A 19,048-nucleotide genomic window follows, 5' to 3' on the forward strand; every position below is an offset into this window, starting at 1 on the left:
CCAGCCCGGAGAACCCAGCCATGACATCCACCCTGCGCGCGATCGCCGTCGTCGCCGCCACCGCCGCCCTCGCGTCCTGCTCCCTCGAGCCCGCGGCCGACGAGTCCACCCAGACCCTCGTGGTGGGCTATCAGTCCAAGACCATCAACACCGTGACCGCGGGAACCCTGCTGCGCGCCAAGGGCTTCCTCGAGAAGCGCCTCGCCGGGATCGGGAAGTTCCGCGTCGACTGGCAGGACTTCGACACCGGCGCCCCGATCACGAGCGGCATGCTCGCCGGCAAGATCCAGATCGGCTCCATGGGCGACTACCCGCTGCTGATCAACGGATCCCGCGCGCAGTCGAGCCCTGACACCGAGACCGCGATGCTCTCGGTGACCGGGTCGAGCGCGCGGGGCGCCCTCAACTCGGTGGTGGTCTCCCCCGGCTCGCCGCTGCGCTCGCTCGCGGACCTGCGGGGCAAGCAGGTCTCCGCGTCGGTCGGCTCCGCCGGGCACGGCACCCTCGTCGCCGCGCTGAGCCGCGCGGGCATCGCCGTCGGCGATGTCACCGTCGTGAACCAGCAGCCGCAGGTCGGGGCGAGCGCGCTCGAATCCGGCCAGGTCCAGGCGCTGGCGCAGTTCGTCGCCTGGCCCGGACTCCTCGTTCGCCAGGGTAGGGCCCGCCTCCTCTACGACGGCGGCGAGCTGAACACGCCCACGCTGCACGGGGTCGTCGCCAACAAGAAGTACGCGGCGTCGCACCCGGACGTGGTGCGCGCCTTCCTCGAGGCGCAGCTCGACGCCACCGACTTCCAGCGGGAGCACCCCCTGCAGGCCGCGCAGGACGTCGCGCAGGCCAGCGGCCTCCCGGCCGAGGTCGTCTACCAGTACAACGGCCCGGGCGGCACCGACCCCAACCCGACGCTCGCCGCCCCACTCCTCGGAGCGCTCAAGGGCGACATCGGGTACCTGCAGTCGATCGGCCAGTTCGGCACACCGCTCGACGTCGACCGGTTCGTCGACCCGAAGCCCCTGGCCGACGCGCAGGTGGCGCGCGGCGGATTCCAGTACGACGCGGGCACTCCCGCGCCGAAGCCCACCGCGGAGATCTGGTTCGACGGCGCCGACGCCACCGAGACGGTCCCCGACGCGACGGCGCTGATCCGCTCGCTCGCCACGACCGACCGGAAGGTCCGCGCCGCGTACGTCTCCGACGCGCTGACCGGAACCCGCTGGTACGCCGACCAATCACTGTGGCTGCGCGACGGCGCGACGCTCGTGCCCTTCGCCGGCCCCGACGCCCGTGACCGCTACCGCGCGGAGCACCCCGGCGCAGTCCCCGTCGAGTACCGCGCCCTCCTCGAGGAGGCCCGACGGTGACCGCCCTCGACTCGCTCCCCGCCGCGGCGCTCCGGCGACCGGCCGCCGCTCCCGCCCGCCGCGCCGTGCTCCCGGCGTGGCCGGTGCGGGTGGCCGTCGTCGCCGCGGCGATCGGCGTCTGGCAGCTGCTCACCACGCAGCACGTCGCGCTCGGCTGGATCCGGTTCGACACGCTCCCGTCGGCGAGCGCCGTCGCCGAGCGGTTCGCGCAGTCGGTCCGCACCGGCGAGTACTGGCTGGACCTCGCGCAGTCCCTGATCCGGATCGGCACCGGCTTCGCGGTCGCCGCGGCGCTCGGGATCGCCGCGGGCGTCGCGCTCGGCCGTTCCCGCGCCGCCGAGCTGACCTTCGGCACTCTCATCGAGCTCGTCCGGCCCATCCCCGCGATCGCGCTGGTCCCGGTGATGATCCTGCTGCTCCCGTCGTCCGAGGCGGGCATGGTCGCGATCACCGCGACGGCCGCGTTCTTCCCCATCGCGGTGAGCGTGCGGCACGCCGTCCGCGCCCTCCCGACCGTGTGGGAGGACTCCGTGCGCACCCAGGGCGGCGGCGACCTCGCCGTGCTGTGGCGCGTCGTGCTCCCCGGATCGCTGCCCGGCGTCTTCTCCGGGCTGTCGGTGGGCGTCGGCGTCGCGTGGATCTGCCTCGTCTCCGCCGAGATGATCTCCGGGCGCCTCGGAGTCGGCTACCGCACGTGGCAGTCGTACACGCTCGTCGACTACCCCGCGGTCTTCGTCGGCATGCTGACGATCGGCGTGCTCGGCTTCCTCACCTCCGCCGTCATCGAGCTGGCCGGCCGCCGGGTCACCCGCTGGCTGCCGCGGGGCGACCGATGAGCGCCCCGGCGGTCAGCCCGCCCGCGCAGCGCGACGGGCTGCGACTCAAACTCGACACCGTCGACCTCGGCTACCGCGGCGCGACCGCCGTGCGCGCGCTCGACCTCACCGTCGAGCCCGGCGAACGCCTGGTTCTGACGGGCCCGTCGGGCTGCGGCAAGTCGACCGTGCTGCGCGCGCTCGCCGGGCTGCTCCGCACCGACGCCGGTGTCGTCCTCGCCGACGGTGCCCCCGTGACCGGCCCGGATCGCGACCGCGCCATGGTCTTCCAGGAGGACGCCCTCCTGCCCTGGCGCACTGTCGAGAACAACGTGCGGCTCGCGCTCGCGCTGCGGGGCGTGGCCCGGCACCGTCGCGCCGACGAGGCCCGGCGGTGGCTCGCCGAGGTCGGGCTGACCGCCTACGCGAAGCACCTGCCCCGCGAGCTGTCCGGCGGCATGCGGCAGCGGGTCCAGCTCGCCCGCGGCCTCGCGGGTGCGCCCCGCGCCGTACTCATGGACGAGCCCTTCGGCGCGCTCGACGCGCAGACCCGCGGCGACATGCAGCGGCTGCTGCTGCGCACGCTCGACGCCCACCCCGCCACCGTAGTCTTCGTCACCCACGACGTGGACGAGGCGATCTTGCTCGGCGACCGCATCGTCGTCCTCGGCCGCCGCGGCGAACCCGTCCGCGCGTCCTTCGACGTGCGCCGCGCACCGTCGGCCTCCGCCCTGCGCGCGGGCGTCGTCGACGCCCTCACCGACCGCTGACCAGCATCAGGAGTTCCATGGACATCCCCGAGATCGCCGACCGCACCCGCCTGGACTGCGACGTGCTCGTGATCGGCGGCGGGACCGCCGGCACGATGGCGGCGCTCACCGCGGCCGAGGCCGGCGCCGACGTGCTGCTGCTCGACAAGTCGCACGTGCGGCACTCCGGCGCGCTGGCGATGGGCATGGACGGCGTGAACAACGCCGTCATCCCCGGCAAGGCCGCGCCCGAGGACTACGTCGCCGAGATCACCCGCGCCAACGACGGCATCGTCAACCAGAGCACCGTCTACCAGACGGCGACCCGTGGTTTCGCGATGATCCAGCGCCTCGAGCGGTACGGCGTGAAGTTCGAGAAGGACGAGTACGGCGAGTACGCCGTGCGTCGCGTGCACCGGTCCGGCTCGTACGTGCTGCCGATGCCCGAGGGCAAGGACGTGAAGAAGGCGCTGTACCGGGTGCTGCGGCAGAAGAAGATGCGCGAGCGCATCCGGATCGAGAACCGCGTGATGCCGGTGCGGGTGCTGACCACCGGCAGCGGGTCCGATCGGCGGGCCGTGGGCGCGGTCGCCTTCAACACGCGGACGGGCGAATTCGTCGAGATCCGTGCCGGCGCGGTCGTGCTGGCGACGGGGCCGTGCGGCCGGCTGGGCCTGCCCGCGTCGGGGTATCTCTACGGCACCTACGAGAACCCGGCGAACGCCGGCGACGGTTACGCGATGGCCTATCACGCGGGCGCCGAGCTCAGCGGCATCGAGTGCTTCCAGATCAATCCGCTGATCAAGGACTACAACGGGCCCGCGTGCGCCTACGTGGCGAACCCGTTCGGCGGCTACCAGGTGAACGCCCGGGGCGAGCGCTTCGTGGATTCGGATTACTGGTCCGGCCAGATGATCGCCGAGGTGAAGTCCGAGATCGATTCCGCCCGTGGGCCGATCTACCTCAAGGTCTCGCATCTGCCGGAGGAGACGCTCGGCGAGCTGGAGTCGATCCTGCACACCACCGAGCGACCGACGCGTGGCACCTTCCACGCGAACCGCGGCCACGACTACCGCACGCACGACATCGAGATGCACGTCTCCGAGATCGGGCTGTGCGGTGGGCATTCCGCATCCGGGGTGTGGGTCGACGAGAACGCCCGCACCACCGTGCCCGGCCTGTACGCGGCGGGCGACCTGGCGTGCGTGCCGCACAACTACATGATCGGCGCCTTCGTCTTCGGCGAGCTTGCCGGGGCTGACGCGGTGCGGCACGCGCGCACGACGACACCCGTGGCGGACGGCCTGGAGTCGCAGGTCGCCGCCGCGCACGAGCTGATCTACGGCCCGGCGCGCAGGCCCGACGGTCCGCCGCAGCCCCAGGTCGAGTACAAGCTGCGCCGCTTCGTCAACGACTACATCGCGCCGCCGAAGACCGCACCGAAGCTGACCATCGCGATCGAGACCTTCGAGCGGATGCGCGGCGAGGTGGACGGCCTCGGGGCGCGGACGCCGCACGAGCTGATGCGCTGCGTGGAGGTCTCGTTCATCCGCGACTGCGCGGAGATGGCGGCGAAGGCGTCGCTGGCGCGCACCGAATCCCGGTGGGGGCTCTACCACGACCGCCCGGATCTGCCGGAGCGCGACGACGAGCGGTGGGGCCGGCACCTGAACCTGAGGTTGGGCGCCGACGGCGAGATGGAGTTCCTGACCCGGCCCGTGGCGCCGTACCTGGTGGCCGTCGACGAGTTCGACCACATCCCGGGGTCGTCGGCCACCGTCGAGGTGCTGGGGCCGCTGGCGGTGGCGCCGATCGGCGCGATCCCCGCTGCGGCCGAACGGCCGGCATCGGTGCCCGCGGTATCGCCACGGCTGCGCGAGCTGCTCGTGCTGGACGGCCCCTCCGTCGCGGAACTCTCTCCGTTCCTGTCCGATCCGGACACGACGGTGCGGCGCAGCGCGGTGTCCTTCCTCGTCGAGGGCGCGCCCGACGGCTTCCTCGCTCCCCTCGTCGCTGCGCTCGGCGACGCGGACGCCGCGGTCCGGCGCGCGGCCGCCGCGGGTCTGATCGAGCTGGTGGAGGTGCTGCCGTCCGCGGACGGGCTCGCCGAGTTCCTCGGCTCGGCGGACGCCGTGGTGCGGGCGGCCGTCGGCAACCTCCTGCGCTCGCTCAAGGCCGGGACGGTGGAGCAGTTCGCCGCCCTGCTCGGCGACGGCGACCATCGCGTACGCGTGGTGGGCGTGAGCGGGCTGGTCTCCCACGACGATTGGGCCGCGCTGGCGCCCGCGACCGACGACGCCAACCGGGAGGTGCGGATCGCCGTGGCCGCGGGCCTGGCGACCGTGGGCCGCGGCGGTGTCGATGCGGTGCGCGGCCTCGCCGGTGACCACGACCCGCTGGTCCGAGCCGCGGCTTTCGAGGCCCTGGGCGTGCTCGGCGATGCCACTGACCTCGACCTGCTCGGTGCCGGCCTCGCCGATCGGGCGTGGCAGGTGCGGCAGGGGGCGGCGCGGGGCGCCGTCGCGCTGGGGCCCGACGGTGCCGTCGCCGCACTCGAGTCCGCCCTCGGCGACCCGCACCTGGACGTGCGCAAGGCGGCCGTCGTGACGCTCCGAACGTGGCCGGAGGTGCCGGCGGTCGCCGCCGCACTCACCGCCGCGCTGGAGGACTCCGACGCCGACGTCCGCGCGCACGCGCGGCTGGCACTCGCGGCAGTGTGACGCGCGCTCAGCCCGCAGAGGGGTGCGCGGTCACCGGCAGGCCGATCTCCAGCATGCGAACGATCGACGGCGGGGTGAGCAGGCGCAACTCCCCCGGCGGTGCGGCCGGGGTGTAGCCCTCGAAGCTCCAGCGCAGCCAGGCGTCGTGCCACCGGAGGTATGCGTGCGTGCCGTCGGTGACCACGGCACCGTCGGGCGGCGTCGCGGTGACGGGCTCGTTCCCGGCCCGGCGCTCGGCGCGCAGCGCCCGGTCCATCGCCTTCGGCGTGTTCTCGACGTCGGGGTTCGCGAGGGCCCAGAGCCGCTTGAACTCGCGGTAGTCGGCGTTGCGGCACTCGCCGCACGGGCGGTGGCCGGCGGCGTAGGCGGTGGCCTCGTCGAAGAGGAAGAGCTGTGTGTACTTGCGGGGCTCGGGTTCCCGCGGCGAGCGGTAGCGGCCGTTGAAGTCGAGCCGGCACGCGATCCACATGGCGTTCGCGTGCTCACGGACGACGGTGCCGGTCTCGTCGTGCAGGATCCCGCGGTTGCCCAGGAAAGCACCGCGGGCCGGATCGGCGACGATCCGGCCCCACGGGTCGATCCTGTTGCGCAGCGGCATCGCCGGCGGTCTCTAGACGGTGAAGCCCAGGGCGCGCAGCTGCTCGCGGCCGTCGTCGGTGATCTTGTCCGGGCCCCACGGCGGCATCCAGACCCAGTTGATCTTGGCGTCGGTGGCGAGGCCGGACGAGACCAGCGCGGCGCGGGTCTGGTCCTCGATGACGTCGGTCAGCGGGCACGCCGCCGAGGTCAGGGTCATGTCGATGGTGACCGCGGCGTCGTCGTCGACCCGCAGGTCGTAGACGAGGCCCAGGTCGACCACGTTGATGCCCAGCTCGGGGTCGACCACGTCACGCATGGCCTCCTCGACGTCGAACAGGGTGGGCAGGTTCAGCGGGTTGTCGCCGGCCTGCGCCGGGTCGGCCGCGGTGCCGGCGGCCTCAGCAGTGTTCTCGCTCATGCCGTCTTCTCCTCCGAGTCGATGATCTGGGACAGCGCGTCCTTGAACGCCATCCAGCCGAGCAGTGCGCACTTGACGCGCGCGGGGTACTTCGCGACGCCGGCGAAGGCGATGCCGTCACCGATGAGGTCCTCGTCGCCCTCGACCTGGCCCCGGGACTGCAGCATCTCCGTGTAGGACTGCAGCATCTTCAGAGCGTCGCCGACGGGCTCGCCGATCACCTGGTCGGTGAGGACCGAGGTGGAGGCCTGCGAGATCGAGCAGCCCTGGCCGTCGTAGGAGACGTCGACGACGGTCTCGTGGTCGTCGGACAGGTGCACCCGCAGGGTCACCTCGTCGCCGCAGGTGGGGTTGACGTGGTGGACCTCGGCCTCGAAGGGCTCGCGCAGCCCGCGGCCGTGCGGGTGCTTGTAGTGGTCCAGGATCACGTCCTGGTACATCTGCTCCATGCGCATCAGATCACCCCGAAGAACTTCTGAGCCTTGACGATCGCGTCCGCGAGCACGTCCACCTCGGCGGGCGTGTTGTAGACGCCGAAGGAGGCGCGGGCCGTGGCGGCCACGCCGAACCGGCGGTGCAGCGGCCACGCGCAGTGGTGGCCGACGCGGATGGCGACGCCCTCGTCGTCGAGCACCTGCCCGAGATCGTGCGCGTGGATGCCGTCGACCACGAAGGAGACGGCGCTCCCCCGGTCCCGGTTCTCGGTCGGGCCGACGATCCGCAGCCCCTCGATGGCGTCGAGTCGGTCGAGCGCGGCGCCCACGAGCGCGTGCTCGTGCGCGGCGACGTCGGCCATGCCGAGGCCTCCGAGGTACTTCACGGCGGCACCGAGGCCCACGACCTGCGAGGTCATCGGCACGCCCGCCTCGAAGCGCTGCGGCGGCGCGGCGTAGGTCGAGCCCTCCATGGTGACGGTCTCGATCATCGAGCCGCCGGTGATGAAGGGCGGCAGCTGCGCGAGCAGCTCGCGCTTGCCGTAGAGCACGCCGACGCCGGACGGGCCGTACATCTTGTGGCCCGAGAAGGCCGCGAAGTCCACGTCGAGGTCCGCGAAGTCGACGGGGCTGTGCGGCACCGACTGGCACGCGTCGAGCACCACGAGGGCGCCGACGGCGCGGGCGCGCGCCACCAGTTCCGGCACCGGCGCGATCGCGCCGGTCACGTTGGAGGCGTGCGTGAACGCGACGATCTTCACCGAGTCGTCGAGCTCCAGCGAGTCCAGGTCGATGCGGCCCTCGGCGGTGACGCCGTACCACTTGAGCGTGGCGCCGGTGCGGCGGCACAGCTCCTGCCAGGGCACGAGGTTCGCGTGGTGCTCCAGCTCGGTGACGACGACGGTGTCGCCCTCGCGCAGGCGGTGCCCGCCGAGGACGGCGGCCGAGCGGTCGTCGCCGAGCGTGTACGCCACCAGGTTCAGCGACTCGGTCGCGTTCTTGGTGAACACCAGCTCGTCCGGCGAGACCCGCACGAACTCCGCGATCGCGGCGCGCGCGTCCTCGTAGGCGTCGGTGGCCTCCTCCGCCAGCTGGTGCGCGCCGCGGTGCACGGCGGCGTTGTGCGTGGTGAGGAACTCCCACTCGGCGTCGAGCACCGGGCGCGGCCGCTGCGAGGTGGCACCGGAATCCAGGTAGACCAGCGGCTTCTCGTCGCGGACCGTGCGGGACAGGATCGGGAAGTCGGCGCGGATCGCGTCGATGTCCAGGGCGGACTTCACCGAGGCGGTCATGCTCCGACGGCCTCGGTGAACTTCACGTAGCCGTTCTCCTCCAGCTCGTCGGCCAGCTCGGAGCCGCCCGACTCCACGATCCGGCCGTTCACGAAGACGTGCACGAACTCGGGGTGGATGTACCGCAGGATGCGGGTGTAGTGCGTGATGAGCAGGACGCCGCCGTGCTCGCGCTCGGCGTAGCGGTTCACGCCCTCGGAGACGACGCGCAGGGCGTCGACGTCCAGGCCGGAGTCGGTCTCGTCGAGGATGGCGAACTTCGGCTTGAGCAGGCCCAGCTGCAGGATCTCGTGGCGCTTCTTCTCGCCGCCCGAGAAGCCCTCGTTGACCGAGCGCTCGCCGAACTGCGCGTCGATGGACAGCTCGCCCATCGCCTCCTTGACCTCCTTGACCCAGTGCCGCAGCTTGGGGGCCTCGCCGCGGACCGCGGTGGCGGCCGAGCGGAGGAAGTTCGACATGGAGACGCCGGGCACCTCGACGGGGTACTGCATGGCCAGGAACAGGCCGGCGCGGGCACGCTCGTCGACGGTCATCGCGAGGACGTCCTCGCCGTCGAGGGTGATGGAGCCCTTGGTCACCTCGTACTTCGGGTGGCCGGCGATGGCGTAGCTCAGCGTGGACTTGCCGGAGCCGTTGGGGCCCATGATCGCGTGGGTCTCGCCCGAGTTGATCGTCAGGTCGACGCCCTTGAGGATCTGGATCGGCTCGGCGTTCTCGTCGGCCTGCACGACGTTGACGTGCAGGTCACGGATTTCCAGAGTGGACAAAATGATTCCCTATCAGTCTTAGACGCCGGCGGTGGCGAGTTCGTTCTCGATGGCTGCGGAGAGCCGCTCACGCAGCTCGGGGACGGAGATCCGGTCGATCAGCTCCTGGAAGAAGCCGCGCACGACCAGGCGGCGGGCCTCGTCCTCGGGGATGCCGCGCGAGCGCAGGTAGAACAGCTGCTCGTCGTCGAACCGGCCGGTGGCGCTGGCGTGGCCCGCGCCCTCGATCTCGCCGGTCTCGATCTCCAGGTTCGGCACCGAGTCGGCGCGGGCACCGTCGGTGAGGACCAGGTTGCGGTTGAGCTCGAAGGTGTCGGTGCCCTCGGCCTCGGCGCGGATCAGCACGTCGCCGACCCACACGGTGTGCGCGTCGGGCCGCTTCGAGGACGGATCGCCCTGCAGCGCGCCCTTGTAGACCACGTTCGACTTGCAGTTCGGCACCGAGTGGTCGACCAGCAGGCGCTGCTCGAGGTGCTGCCCGTCGTCGGCGAAGTAGAGGCCGAACAGCTCGGCGTTGCCGCCGGGGGCGTCGAACTGCACTCGCGGAGTCATGCGGACGAGCTCGCCGCCGAGCTGCACCGCGAAGTGCCGGACGTGGGCGTCGCGGCCCACGCGCACGTGGTGCTGGGTGACCCACACGGCGTCGTCGGCGAAGTCCTGCGCGTCGATGATCTGCAGCGCCGCACCGTCGCCGAGGATGATCTCGATGTTCTCGGCGACCGTGCCCGAACCGGTGTGATCGAGCACGACCACGGCGCGGGCGTGCCGCTCGAGCCGCACCTGGACGTGGGTGAAGGCCGTCTTGCCCTCGCCCGGTCCGGCGATCCGCACGAAGACGGGCTCCGCGACCTCGGCCTCCTTGGCGACGGTCAGCACGAAGGCCTCCGTCATGGAGGTGAAGGCCTGCGCCGCGACGCGGTCGAAGGGCGTGCCGCCCTGGCCGAGGCGCTCGTCGCCCTTGGCGACGGTCTCGAAGGTCACGCCCTCGGGCGTGGCGTCGACGGTGGCGGTCACGGCCCCGTCGGCCTGGGCGGAACCGTCGTGCAGCCCCTTGAGGCGGCGCAGCGGCGTGAACCGCCAGGCCTCGTCGCGGTGGCTGGGGATCTCGAAGGCGGCCGCGTCGAAGGACGTGAACAGCTCGCCCTTGTTGGCGACGGGGTGGGCCTCGACGGCCTCGTTGAGAGTGTTGCTCACTAGCCCACGGACCCTTCCATCTGCAGTTCGATCAGGCGGTTCAGCTCGAGCGCGTACTCCATCGGCAGCTCCTTGGCGATGGGCTCGACGAAGCCGCGCACCACCATGGCCATGGCCTCGTCCTCGGTGAGGCCGCGGCTCATCAGGTAGAAGAGCTGGTCGTCGGAGACCTTCGAGACGGTGGCCTCGTGGCCCATCGTCACGTCGTCCTCGCGGATGTCGACGTACGGGTAGGTGTCCGAGCGGGAGATCGTGTCGACCAGCAGCGCGTCGCACTTCACGGTGGACTTGCTGCCGTGCGCGCCCTTGTTGATCTGGATCAGGCCGCGGTAGCTCGCCCGGCCGCCGCCGCGGGCGACCGACTTGCTGACGATGTTGCTCGACGTGTTCGGCGCGAAGTGCACCATCTTGGAGCCGGTGTCCTGGTGCTGGCCCTCGCCGGCGAAGGCCACGGAGAGCACCTCACCCTTGGCGTGCTCGCCCATCATCCACACGGCCGGGTACTTCATGGTGACCTTGGAGCCGATGTTGCCGTCGATCCACTCCATGGTGGCGCCGGCCTCGGCCTTGGCCCGCTTGGTGACCAGGTTGTAGACGTTGTTCGACCAGTTCTGGATGGTCGTGTAGCGGCAGCGGCCGCCCTTCTTGACGATGATCTCGACGACCGCGGAGTGCAGCGAGTCCGACTTGTAGATCGGCGCGGTGCAGCCCTCGACGTAGTGCACGTAGGCGTCCTCGTCGACGATGATCAGGGTGCGCTCGAACTGGCCCATGTTCTCGGTGTTGATCCGGAAGTAGGCCTGCAGCGGGATGTCCACGTGGACGCCCTTGGGCACGTAGATGAACGAGCCGCCCGACCACACGGCCGTGTTCAGCGCGGAGAACTTGTTGTCGCCCGCGGGGATCACCGAGCCGAAGTACTCCTCGAAGAGCTCCGGGTGCTCGCGCAGACCGGTGTCGGTGTCCATGAAGATGACACCCTTCTCCTCCAGGTCGGCGCGGATCGAGTGGTAGACGACCTCGGACTCGTACTGGGCGGCGACGCCGGCGACCAGGCGCTGCTTCTCCGCCTCGGGGATGCCGAGCTTGTCGTAGGTGTTCTTGATGTCCTCGGGCAGGTCCTCCCAGGACTCGGCCTGCTTCTCCGAGGAGCGCACGAAGTACTTGATGTTGTCGAAGTCGATGCCGTCGAGGTCACTGCCCCAGGAGGGCATCGGCTTCTTCTCGAAGATGCTCAGGGCCTTGAGGCGCTGGTTCAGCATCCACTCCGACTCGTTCTTCTTGCCGGAGATGTCGGCGACCACGGCCTCGGAGAGGCCGCGCTGCGCCGAGGCGCCGGCGGCGTCGGAATCGTGCCAGCCGTAGCCGTAGGTGCCCAGGGAGGCGATGGTCTCCTCCTGGGACAGCGGGCCGTTCTCGACCGTTGTCATCGAAGCTCCTTAGCGGGTTGCTCGCGGACCACGCGCTCAAGGGGCACGTGGGTGGTGCATGCGCGGTCACCATTGGCGATGGTGGCCAAACGCTGTACATGAGTTCCCAACGCCTGTTCGATCGCCGAAATTTCGGCCTCGCACAGTTCGGGGAACTCGGATGCGACCTCCGACACCGGGCAGTGGTGTTGGCAGATCTGGACGCCGTTGCCCACTTCTCGGGCATCGGCGGAGAATCCGGCGTCCGAGAGGGCCGCCGCGATCCTACGGGCACCGTCCACCGGGTCCGCGGACTCGGTGGGGCTGATGGTGCCGATGGCCTGCTCGGCCCGGCGCCGCGCGAAGGTGCGCACCGCCTCCTCGCCGCCGACCTCGCGCAGAGCGCGGAGGGCGTCGACCGCCAGGGCGTCGTAGCCCTGGCCGAGGCGACGCCGCCCGGAGGGCGTGAGCAGGAACTCCTTCGCCGGACGTCCCCGCCCCCGGCCGCCCAGGCCCGACGGTGGCGCGACCGTCACGTCGCCCGCCTCGAGCAGATTGTCGAGGTGGCGGCGCACGGCGGTGGTCGTGATCCCCAGGGCCTCGCCGATATCGGCCGCGGTGGCCTGGCCCCGGTTCATGAGCAGCCCGACCACGGCGTCACGGGTATCCCCGTCACGCTGGGCCGATGAGGCGTGCGCCTCGTGCTGCTCGTATTTCACAACACGATTGTTTCCTAATTCGCCCAGCACTTCCAGCAAGGTCAGGCTAAGCTCAGCCCTCGCCGACCGACCGGCCGTCGGGCGTCAGCCGCCTCCCGAGGTGCTTCGTTGTGCGCAGCACCAGCGACCGGTCGACGATCGCGACCTCCGCGTCCGACTGCTCGATCACCGCCTCCACCCGCGCCACGTCGTCGAGCCCCGGCAGCCACATCGCCAGCACGATGTTGCACGTCCCGATCGACGTGGCGAGCAGCCGCACGTCCCGCAGCGTCCCGAGGCGGCGCAGCACGCGGTCGGTGGACCGCGCCGGGGCCCGCAGGAAGAACCAGGCGTAGACCGGCCGCTCCGAATACCGTCGGGCCACCTCGGTACGGACCACGACGCCGTCCGCTGCCAGGACCGTGTTCAGAGCGGCCCGCGCCCGGTCCACGCCGATGCCGGCTCGCTCCGCGAGATCGGCGGCGCGGATCCGCCCGTCGGCGGCGAGCGCCGACAGCACACCGTCGAACTCCGCCCCCGACAGGCCCGCCCGCTGCCGTCCGTGCGACCGCGGTACCGCCTCGAGCGCGGCGAGTTCCTCGTCGGAGAGGGTGCGCAGCCGCCACGACCGGGCGTCGGAGGCGATCGTGGTGCAGACGTGGGTCCGCGAGCTCATCACCCCGCGCACGGCGCCGAGCCGGTCGAGCAGGTACTCGCCGAGGCGGTCGTCGCCCTCGACGGCGACGGTGATCACCAGGTCGCGGCCGCCCGCGGTGACGTCGATAGTGATCGCCTCGGCGTCCCCCGCCACCTCGGCGGCCACCTCGAGGGTCCGCCCGGGCTCGCACGAGAGCTCGACCAGCGCGAGCACGGTGCGCCGCGAGAACCGATAGGCCGTGACCCACGCGTAGCCGCCGTCGCGCAGGCGCGCCCACCGCCGCGCCGCGGTCACCGGGTCGCAGCCCAGAACGGCGCCGATCCGCGACCACGGAGCGCGCGGCACCACCTGCAGCGCGTGGATCAGCCGCAGGTCGTCGGTGTTCAGACCGTCCCGCCCCGCGGACGTGTCCTGGATCACTCCGCCGTCCGGAATCGGACCTCGGTCGGATGAAACTGCGTTCATGAACGAATTCTCGCCGCTTTCCTGCATCAGTGCGGTCGAACCATCCGAAAGCCGGATCATTCTTCACACCCAGCCCACCGCCCGAAAGACCTCACCCATGGCACAGCCGATCACCACGGCCCGCTCCGACCACCGCACCGGGTTCACCGCGCGCGACCTGTGGCTCCCCGCACTCGCGGCACTCGTCATCACCGCGGTCTTCCAGTTCATCGGACCGTGGACCATCAGCCTCGGATTCGCGAAGATGACCGTCTACCCGATGGTCTGGGGCCTGATCGCGGGCGCGATCGTCTCCGCGCAGCGGCTCGTCCCCTTCACCCCGCGCATGTGGAAGGTGGCCGACCGCCTCATGGCGACCGCCGTCGCCATGCTGGTCACCCTGCTGGGCTTCACCATCGGGCCGAACCTGCCGACGCTGGCCAAGGCCGGACCTGCCCTGCTGCTGCAGGAGGTCGGCCACCTCTTCGGCACCATCGCCCTGGCGCTGCCGATCGCGGTGTTGCTGCGCATGGGCCGCGCGACGGTCGGCGCGACGTTCGCCATCGACCGCGAGGCGAGCTTCGCGATCGTCGGCGGGAAGTACGGCACGGACTCCGAGGAGTACCGGGGCGTGATGTCGATGTACGTCTTCGGCACCATGTTCGGCGCCATCGTCGTCGCGCTCGCGGCGTCCACCGTGACCTCGCTGAACATCTTCGACCCGCAAGCGCTCGCGATGGGCGTCGGCGTCGGTTCCACCTCGATGATGGCGGCCGGCCTGGCCGCGATCACCTCCGCGCACCCGGAGATGGCCGATCAGGTCAAGGCGCTCGCCACCACGTCGAACATGATCACGATGATCCTGGGCACCTACGTCGGAGTGTGGATCGCGCTCCCGCTCGCCGACAAGGTGTACCGCTTCCTGACCCGCAAGCGCCCCGAGCACGCCGCGAAGGTGACCGCCGAGGTGGTCGCGGCCCGGGAAGCCGGAGCGCCCATCCAGGCGGAATCCACCGACGTCGCCGTGAACGTCCCGCTCAAGGTCGCGATGCCGATCGTCCTGGTGCTCGGCGTCGTCACCGCCACCATCGCCGCGAAGCGGTTCGACCCGTGGATCCTCCTCGGCTACGCCCTGGTCGCCGTGGTGACCCTCGCGGCGATCGGCCTCGGCCGGGCCGTACGGGACCGGATTCCGATGATCATCTGGGCCAGCGTCATCGGCACCGCCCTCTCGAGCCCGTGGTCCCCCGTGCAGGCGTCCATCGTCAAGGCCGGCGCGTCGATCAACTTCCTCTCGCTCTGCTGCGTCGTGCTGACGTGCGGCGGCCTTGCCATGGCCCAGAACCTGCCCGCCCTGCGCCGCATCGGCTGGCGGATCGTCCCCGTCGGGATCGTCGCCATCATCGCCTCGTTCCTCCTCGCCACCGTCATCGCCGAGTTCGCCCTCGGCCTGTGGCACTGACCTCCGACCGCACACCGAAGGAGAACCCCATGACCGTCACCGCCGGAACCGACCTGCACGCCGCCGTCGCGGCCGCCGTCGCCGAGGACGCAGCCACCCTCATCGTCCTGTCGCACGACCTGCACGAGCACCCCGAGCTCGCCTTCGAGGAGCAACACGCCGCCGAAGTCCTCGCCGACCTCTTCGAATCCCGCGGCTTCGCCGTCGAGCGGGGCGCGTACGGCCTGGACACGTCCTTCACCGCGACCACCGGCACCGGGGACCTGCACGCCGTCCTCTGCGCCGAGTACGACGCGCTCCCCGGCCTCGGCCACGCGTGCGGCCACAACGTCATCGCCGGGATCACCACGGGCGCGGCCCTCGCCCTCGCGCCGCTCGTCGACGAGCTCGGCCTCACCCTCACCGTGCTCGGCACGCCCGCCGAGGAGCACGGAGGAGGCAAGGTCGAGCTGCTCCGGGCCGGCGCCTTCGAATCGGCCGTGCTGTCGGCGATGGTGCACCCCATCAACGGCGACGCGGCCGCGGAGGTCTCCGCCGCGGACGTCACCATGCAGTCCGTCGACCGGTTCGACGTCGTCTTCCGCGGCCGGTCCGCGCACGCCGCGGCGGCTCCGGACCAGGCGATCAACGCCGAATCGGCGGCGGCCCTGGCCCAGGTCGCGATCGGCCTGCTCCGCCAGCACGTCCCCGACGGCATGCGCCTGTCGGTGGTGGGCAACGCCGCCGGCCGGGTCACCAACATCGTGCCCGCCGAGGCGCGCCTGTCGGCCGAGGTCCGGTCGGCGGACCTGGAGCAGATGCTCGCGATCAAGCAGCGGATGCTGGCCTGCTTCGAGGGCGCCGCCATCGCGACCGGCTGCACCTGGGAGCAGCACCGCGCCGAGCCGCGGTACCTCTCGATCACCCCCGACGCCGCCCTGGCGGCCGCCTGGGACGCGAACCTGACGCGCTCCGGGCGCGACGTCGCGCGACATCCCGCGGACGGCGGCGGGGGCTCCACCGACATGGGCAACGTCAGCCGCGTGGTGCCCAGCATCCACCCGGTGATCTCCATCGCCGACGCGGGCGGGCCGCCGCACACGATCGAGTTCGCCGCGGCGGCGCGCACCCCGCAGGCCGACGCCGCGGTGCTCGACGGAGCCACGATCCTGGCCGGCACCCTCGTCGACGTCGCGCGCGACCCGGAGGTGCGCGCCGACCTGCTCCGGCGCTTCGCCGCGCGGCCCGAAGGCGCGACGACGATCGACCAGAACATCGACTGACGCGGCGCACCGGGCCGCGCGGGCCCGGGCACCGTCTACTCTTGCGGACGTGCGCGCTACCCCCTCTCTCCCGGCTCCCGTGCGCACGTTCGCGGACTACCTCGGCCTGACCAAGCCCGGTGGGGCACCGTCGGGCATCGCGGCGAGCGGCCCCGGCGGCACGGTGAACCGCCTGCACACCGACGAGCAGCAGTACCCGGACCTCAACGCCCAGGAGAAGCGGACGGTCCGCACGATCGCGACCTTCGGCGGCGTCGGCGCCGTGCTCATCGCCTTCGGCGCGCTGGGCGTGGGCGCGTTCCCGGTGGTGCAGAACCCCATCGCCGGGCGCCGGCTCATCGGTCTCATGTTCCGCATGCAGTCGACGGCTTTGACGGTGACGATGGTCGGCACCGCGATGCTGATGATCGCGTGGGTGCTGCTTCGCAGGTACACGATCGGCTACCTCAACCCGAACGCGCACGCCGAGCCCGCTCCGCCGCGCCGGCTCACCCGCCGCGGCTTCGACCGGATCCTCGCGCTGTGGGTACTGCCGTTCCTGTTCGCGCCCCCGATGTTCAGCAAGGACGTCTACTCCTATCTGGCGCAGTCGGAGATCACCGCGCGCGGGCTGGACCCGTACAAGATCGGCCCCGCCGCGGCGCTGGGCATCGACCACGTCTTCACCCGCTCGGTGCCGAACATCTGGCGCGACACCCCGGCCCCGTACGGGCCGCTGTTCCTCTACCTCGGTCGCGGCATCACGTGGCTGACCGGCGAGAACGTGGTCGCCGGGGTGGTGCTGCACCGCGTGCTGGCCCTGGCCGGCGTGGCGATGATCGTGTGGGCGCTCCCCCGGCTGGCGCGCCGCTGCGGCGTGAACGAGGTGGCCGCGCTGTGGCTCGGCGCCGCGAATCCGCTGGTCATCTTCCATCTCATCGCGGGCATCCACAACGAGGCGCTCATGCTCGGCATGATGCTCGTCGGCATGGAGTGGGCGCTGCGCGCGATCGACTCCGGACTCCCGTTCCTGAACGGCTTCAGCCCCACCCGAGCGGGCGGCCTGCTCACGGCGGGCGCGGCGATGATCGCCCTGTCCGGGCTGATCAAGATCACGTCCGTGCTCGCGCTCGGCTTCATCGGCATGGCCCTCGCGCGACGCCTCGGCGGCAGCTTCCCCAACATCGGCGGCCGGCTGCGCGACTGGCGCACCGCCCTGGCGGAGTGGAGACCGAACGCCGGCCGCACCCTCGTCGCGCTCGCGACGTCCGCGGGCTTCCTGGTGGTCGTGCTGGTCGTCGTGGTGGTCGTGGTCTGCCAGGCGACGGGCCTCGGCTACGGCTGGCTCGACGCCGGCACCCTCGGCACGGCCAACAAGGTCCGCTCCTGGCTCTCCATCCCGACGGTGCTGGGCCTCGGGACCGGGCAGGTCGGGGTGCTCCTGGGCCTCGGCGACCACACCACGGCGATCCTCGCCATCACCCGGCCGATCGCCGCCGCGCTCGCCGCCGTGATCGTGCTGCGCATGCTCATCGCCACCCTGTCGGGCCGCATCCACCCCGTCGGCTCGCTCGGCATCTCGATGGCGGCGCTGGTCCTGCTCTTCCCCGTCGTGCAGCCCTGGTACCTGCTGTGGGCGATCGTGCCGCTCGCCGCGTGGGCCACCGCGCCCGGCTTCCGCCTGGCCGCCGTGATCGTCTCCAGCGTGATCTCGGTGATGCTCATGCCCAACGGCGGCGAGATCGAGCCCTACGTGATCGCCAAGGCGGGCATGTCGACGGTCGTCATCGTCGCGCTGGCCGTCTACCTGGCGTTCGAGCTGCCCCGCCACCGCGAACGGCGCCGCCGGCGCAGCCGGGTAGTCTGACTTCCCGTGCCCGCACTGTCCGCGACCTCCGTCACCAAGCGATTCGGCGACGTCGTCGCCGTCGACGGACTCGACCTCGCCGTGGAGCGCGGCAGCGTCCTCGCCCTGCTCGGGCCCAACGGCGCCGGCAAGACCACCACCGTCGAGATGTGCGAGGGCTTCGGCTCCCCCGACTCCGGCAGCATCGAGGTCCTCGGCCTCGACCCGGTGGCCGACGCCGCGCGCCTCAAGCCCCGGATCGGCGTCATGCTGCAGGGCGGCGGCGCCTACCCCGGCGCGAAGACCGGCGAGATGCTGCGGCTCGTGGCCGCCTACGCCGCCAATCCCCTCGATCCCGACTGGCTGCTCTCCACGCTCGGCCTGACCGACGTGGTGAACGTCAGCTACCGCCGGCTCTCCGGCGGCCAGCAGCAGCGGCTGTCCCTCGCGTGCGCGCTCGTCGGACGCCCCGAGCTGGTCTTCCTCGACGAGCCCACCGCCGGCCTCGACGCGCAGGCGCGGCTGCTCGTGTGGGACCTCGTCTCCGCGCTGCGGCGCGACGGCGTCACCGTCCTGCTCACGACGCACCTGCTCGACGAGGCGGAGGCCCTCGCCGACCGGGTCGTCATCATGGACCGCGGCCGCGCGGTGGCCGACGGTACGCCCGAGGAGCTCACGCGCCACGGCGCCGAGCACGAGCTGCGGGTGACGGCACCGTCGGGCCTGGACCCCGCGGCCCTGGCCGGCCGGCTGGGCACGGGCTTCACCGCGACGGTGGACAGCACCGACGCGCACGGCTCCGTCTACGTGGTGCGCGGCGCCGAGGTGACCCCCGCGGTGATCGCCGACGCGGCGGCGCACTTCGCGGCGCAGGGCGCCCTGCTGACGGACCTGCGGGTGGGCACGCGGACCCTGCAGGACGTCTTCCTCGATCTCACCGGCCGCGACCTGAGGGGATGAC

Annotated in this window: 17 protein-coding genes; 8 read left to right on the forward strand and 9 right to left on the reverse strand. The window is 71.7% G+C overall.

Translation table 11 applies throughout. From position 1 onward, the window contains the following. The first annotated feature begins 20 nt into the window (after positions 1-20). From LB823_RS16185 to LB823_RS16200, 4 genes are read left to right on the forward strand one after another with little or no spacing between them, the layout of a single operon-like run. Positions 21-1,361: an ABC transporter substrate-binding protein gene (locus LB823_RS16185; RefSeq protein ID WP_224648600.1), complete on the forward strand. Its 1,341-nt coding sequence runs from the start codon at positions 21-23 to the stop codon at positions 1,359-1,361. Continuing rightward, on the forward strand, positions 1,358-2,197 hold the full coding sequence (locus tag LB823_RS16190) for an ABC transporter permease (protein ID WP_224648602.1): 840 nt from the start codon (positions 1,358-1,360) through the stop codon (positions 2,195-2,197). Before LB823_RS16185 ends, LB823_RS16190 begins: the two co-directional genes overlap by 4 nt. Beyond that, a complete protein-coding gene (locus LB823_RS16195; protein WP_224648604.1) occupies positions 2,194-2,946 on the forward strand; it encodes an ABC transporter ATP-binding protein in 753 nt (250 codons plus the stop codon). Before LB823_RS16190 ends, LB823_RS16195 begins: the two co-directional genes overlap by 4 nt. Before the next feature lie 17 nt (positions 2,947-2,963). Further along, positions 2,964-5,645 (forward strand): fumarate reductase/succinate dehydrogenase flavoprotein subunit, encoded by a 2,682-nt coding sequence (locus LB823_RS16200; RefSeq protein WP_224648606.1) that lies wholly within the window; start codon positions 2,964-2,966, stop codon positions 5,643-5,645. Between the two features lie 7 nt (positions 5,646-5,652). On the opposite strand, the gene LB823_RS16205 is transcribed toward LB823_RS16200, so the two are convergent. The 9 genes from LB823_RS16205 to LB823_RS16245 are packed head-to-tail and all read right to left on the reverse strand — an operon-like array spanning position 5,653 to position 13,559. Beyond that, a complete protein-coding gene (locus LB823_RS16205; protein ID WP_224648618.1) occupies positions 5,653-6,243 on the reverse strand; it encodes a hypothetical protein in 591 nt (196 codons plus the stop codon). 12 nt (positions 6,244-6,255) lie between these two features. After that, positions 6,256-6,642, reverse strand: coding sequence for a metal-sulfur cluster assembly factor (locus LB823_RS16210; protein WP_224648620.1), 387 nt, complete (start codon positions 6,640-6,642; stop codon positions 6,256-6,258). Further along, positions 6,639-7,097 carry a Fe-S cluster assembly sulfur transfer protein SufU gene (gene sufU, locus LB823_RS16215; protein WP_224648622.1) on the reverse strand — a complete coding sequence of 153 codons (459 nt, stop codon included), beginning with the start codon at positions 7,095-7,097 and terminating at the stop codon, positions 6,639-6,641. The genes LB823_RS16210 and sufU overlap by 4 nt, the downstream gene beginning before the upstream one ends. Next, positions 7,097-8,368 carry a cysteine desulfurase gene (locus LB823_RS16220; protein ID WP_224648625.1) on the reverse strand — a complete coding sequence of 424 codons (1,272 nt, stop codon included), beginning with the start codon at positions 8,366-8,368 and terminating at the stop codon, positions 7,097-7,099. Before LB823_RS16220 ends, sufU begins: the two co-directional genes overlap by 1 nt. Next, the gene (gene sufC, locus LB823_RS16225; protein WP_224648627.1) at positions 8,365-9,135 is read right to left on the reverse strand and encodes a Fe-S cluster assembly ATPase SufC; all 771 of its coding nucleotides are present in this window, start codon (positions 9,133-9,135) and stop codon (positions 8,365-8,367) included. Before sufC ends, LB823_RS16220 begins: the two co-directional genes overlap by 4 nt. Before the next feature lie 18 nt (positions 9,136-9,153). Beyond that, the gene (sufD, locus tag LB823_RS16230; protein ID WP_224648629.1) at positions 9,154-10,329 is read right to left on the reverse strand and encodes a Fe-S cluster assembly protein SufD; all 1,176 of its coding nucleotides are present in this window, start codon (positions 10,327-10,329) and stop codon (positions 9,154-9,156) included. Further along, positions 10,329-11,759, reverse strand: a complete 1,431-nt coding sequence (gene sufB, locus LB823_RS16235) for a Fe-S cluster assembly protein SufB (RefSeq protein WP_224648631.1) — start codon at positions 11,757-11,759, stop codon at positions 10,329-10,331. Before sufB ends, sufD begins: the two co-directional genes overlap by 1 nt. Next, positions 11,756-12,496, reverse strand: coding sequence for a metalloregulator ArsR/SmtB family transcription factor (locus LB823_RS16240; protein WP_255603815.1), 741 nt, complete (start codon positions 12,494-12,496; stop codon positions 11,756-11,758). Before LB823_RS16240 ends, sufB begins: the two co-directional genes overlap by 4 nt. A 13-nt stretch (positions 12,497-12,509) precedes the next feature. Next, on the reverse strand, positions 12,510-13,559 hold the full coding sequence (locus tag LB823_RS16245; RefSeq protein WP_224648633.1) for an Lrp/AsnC family transcriptional regulator: 1,050 nt from the start codon (positions 13,557-13,559) through the stop codon (positions 12,510-12,512). Between the two features lie 97 nt (positions 13,560-13,656). Here LB823_RS16245 and LB823_RS16250 point away from each other — a divergent pair, with 97 nt between their 5' ends. The 4 genes from LB823_RS16250 to LB823_RS16265 are packed head-to-tail and all read left to right on the forward strand — an operon-like array spanning position 13,657 to position 19,047. Further along, entirely contained in the window at positions 13,657-15,000 is a 1,344-nt protein-coding gene (locus tag LB823_RS16250) for a DUF3100 domain-containing protein (protein WP_224648635.1), read from the forward strand. Positions 15,001-15,029: 29 nt separating this feature from the next. Continuing rightward, positions 15,030-16,262 carry an amidohydrolase gene (locus tag LB823_RS16255; protein ID WP_224648638.1) on the forward strand — a complete coding sequence of 411 codons (1,233 nt, stop codon included), beginning with the start codon at positions 15,030-15,032 and terminating at the stop codon, positions 16,260-16,262. 49 nt (positions 16,263-16,311) lie between these two features. Then, on the forward strand, positions 16,312-18,108 hold the full coding sequence (gene mptB / locus LB823_RS16260) for a polyprenol phosphomannose-dependent alpha 1,6 mannosyltransferase MptB (RefSeq protein ID WP_374201339.1): 1,797 nt from the start codon (positions 16,312-16,314) through the stop codon (positions 18,106-18,108). 6 nt (positions 18,109-18,114) lie between these two features. Then, a complete protein-coding gene (locus LB823_RS16265; protein WP_224648640.1) occupies positions 18,115-19,047 on the forward strand; it encodes an ABC transporter ATP-binding protein in 933 nt (310 codons plus the stop codon). The last annotated feature ends 1 nt before the right edge of the window (position 19,048 follow it).

The organism is Tsukamurella sp. M9C, assembly GCF_020169415.1.
In the GTDB taxonomy this organism is placed as follows: Bacteria; Actinomycetota; Actinomycetes; order Mycobacteriales; family Mycobacteriaceae; genus Tsukamurella.

Bases quoted from the DNA above. Each gene is read 5' to 3' on its own strand.
- LB823_RS16185 (WP_224648600.1), top strand. From the start codon at position 21: ATGACATCCACCCTGCGCGCGATCGCCGTCGTCGCCGCCACCGCCGCC.
- LB823_RS16195 (WP_224648604.1), top strand. From the start codon at position 2,194: ATGAGCGCCCCGGCGGTCAGCCCGCCCGCGCAGCGCGACGGGCTGCGA.
- LB823_RS16200 (WP_224648606.1), top strand. From the start codon at position 2,964: ATGGACATCCCCGAGATCGCCGACCGCACCCGCCTGGACTGCGACGTG.
- LB823_RS16205 (WP_224648618.1), bottom strand. From the start codon at position 6,243: ATGCCGCTGCGCAACAGGATCGACCCGTGGGGCCGGATCGTCGCCGAT.
- LB823_RS16210 (WP_224648620.1), bottom strand. From the start codon at position 6,642: ATGAGCGAGAACACTGCTGAGGCCGCCGGCACCGCGGCCGACCCGGCG.
- sufU (WP_224648622.1), bottom strand. From the start codon at position 7,097: ATGCGCATGGAGCAGATGTACCAGGACGTGATCCTGGACCACTACAAG.
- LB823_RS16220 (WP_224648625.1), bottom strand. From the start codon at position 8,368: ATGACCGCCTCGGTGAAGTCCGCCCTGGACATCGACGCGATCCGCGCC.
- sufB (WP_224648631.1), bottom strand. From the start codon at position 11,759: ATGACAACGGTCGAGAACGGCCCGCTGTCCCAGGAGGAGACCATCGCC.
- LB823_RS16245 (WP_224648633.1), bottom strand. From the start codon at position 13,559: ATGAACGCAGTTTCATCCGACCGAGGTCCGATTCCGGACGGCGGAGTG.
- LB823_RS16250 (WP_224648635.1), top strand. From the start codon at position 13,657: ATGGCACAGCCGATCACCACGGCCCGCTCCGACCACCGCACCGGGTTC.
- LB823_RS16255 (WP_224648638.1), top strand. From the start codon at position 15,030: ATGACCGTCACCGCCGGAACCGACCTGCACGCCGCCGTCGCGGCCGCC.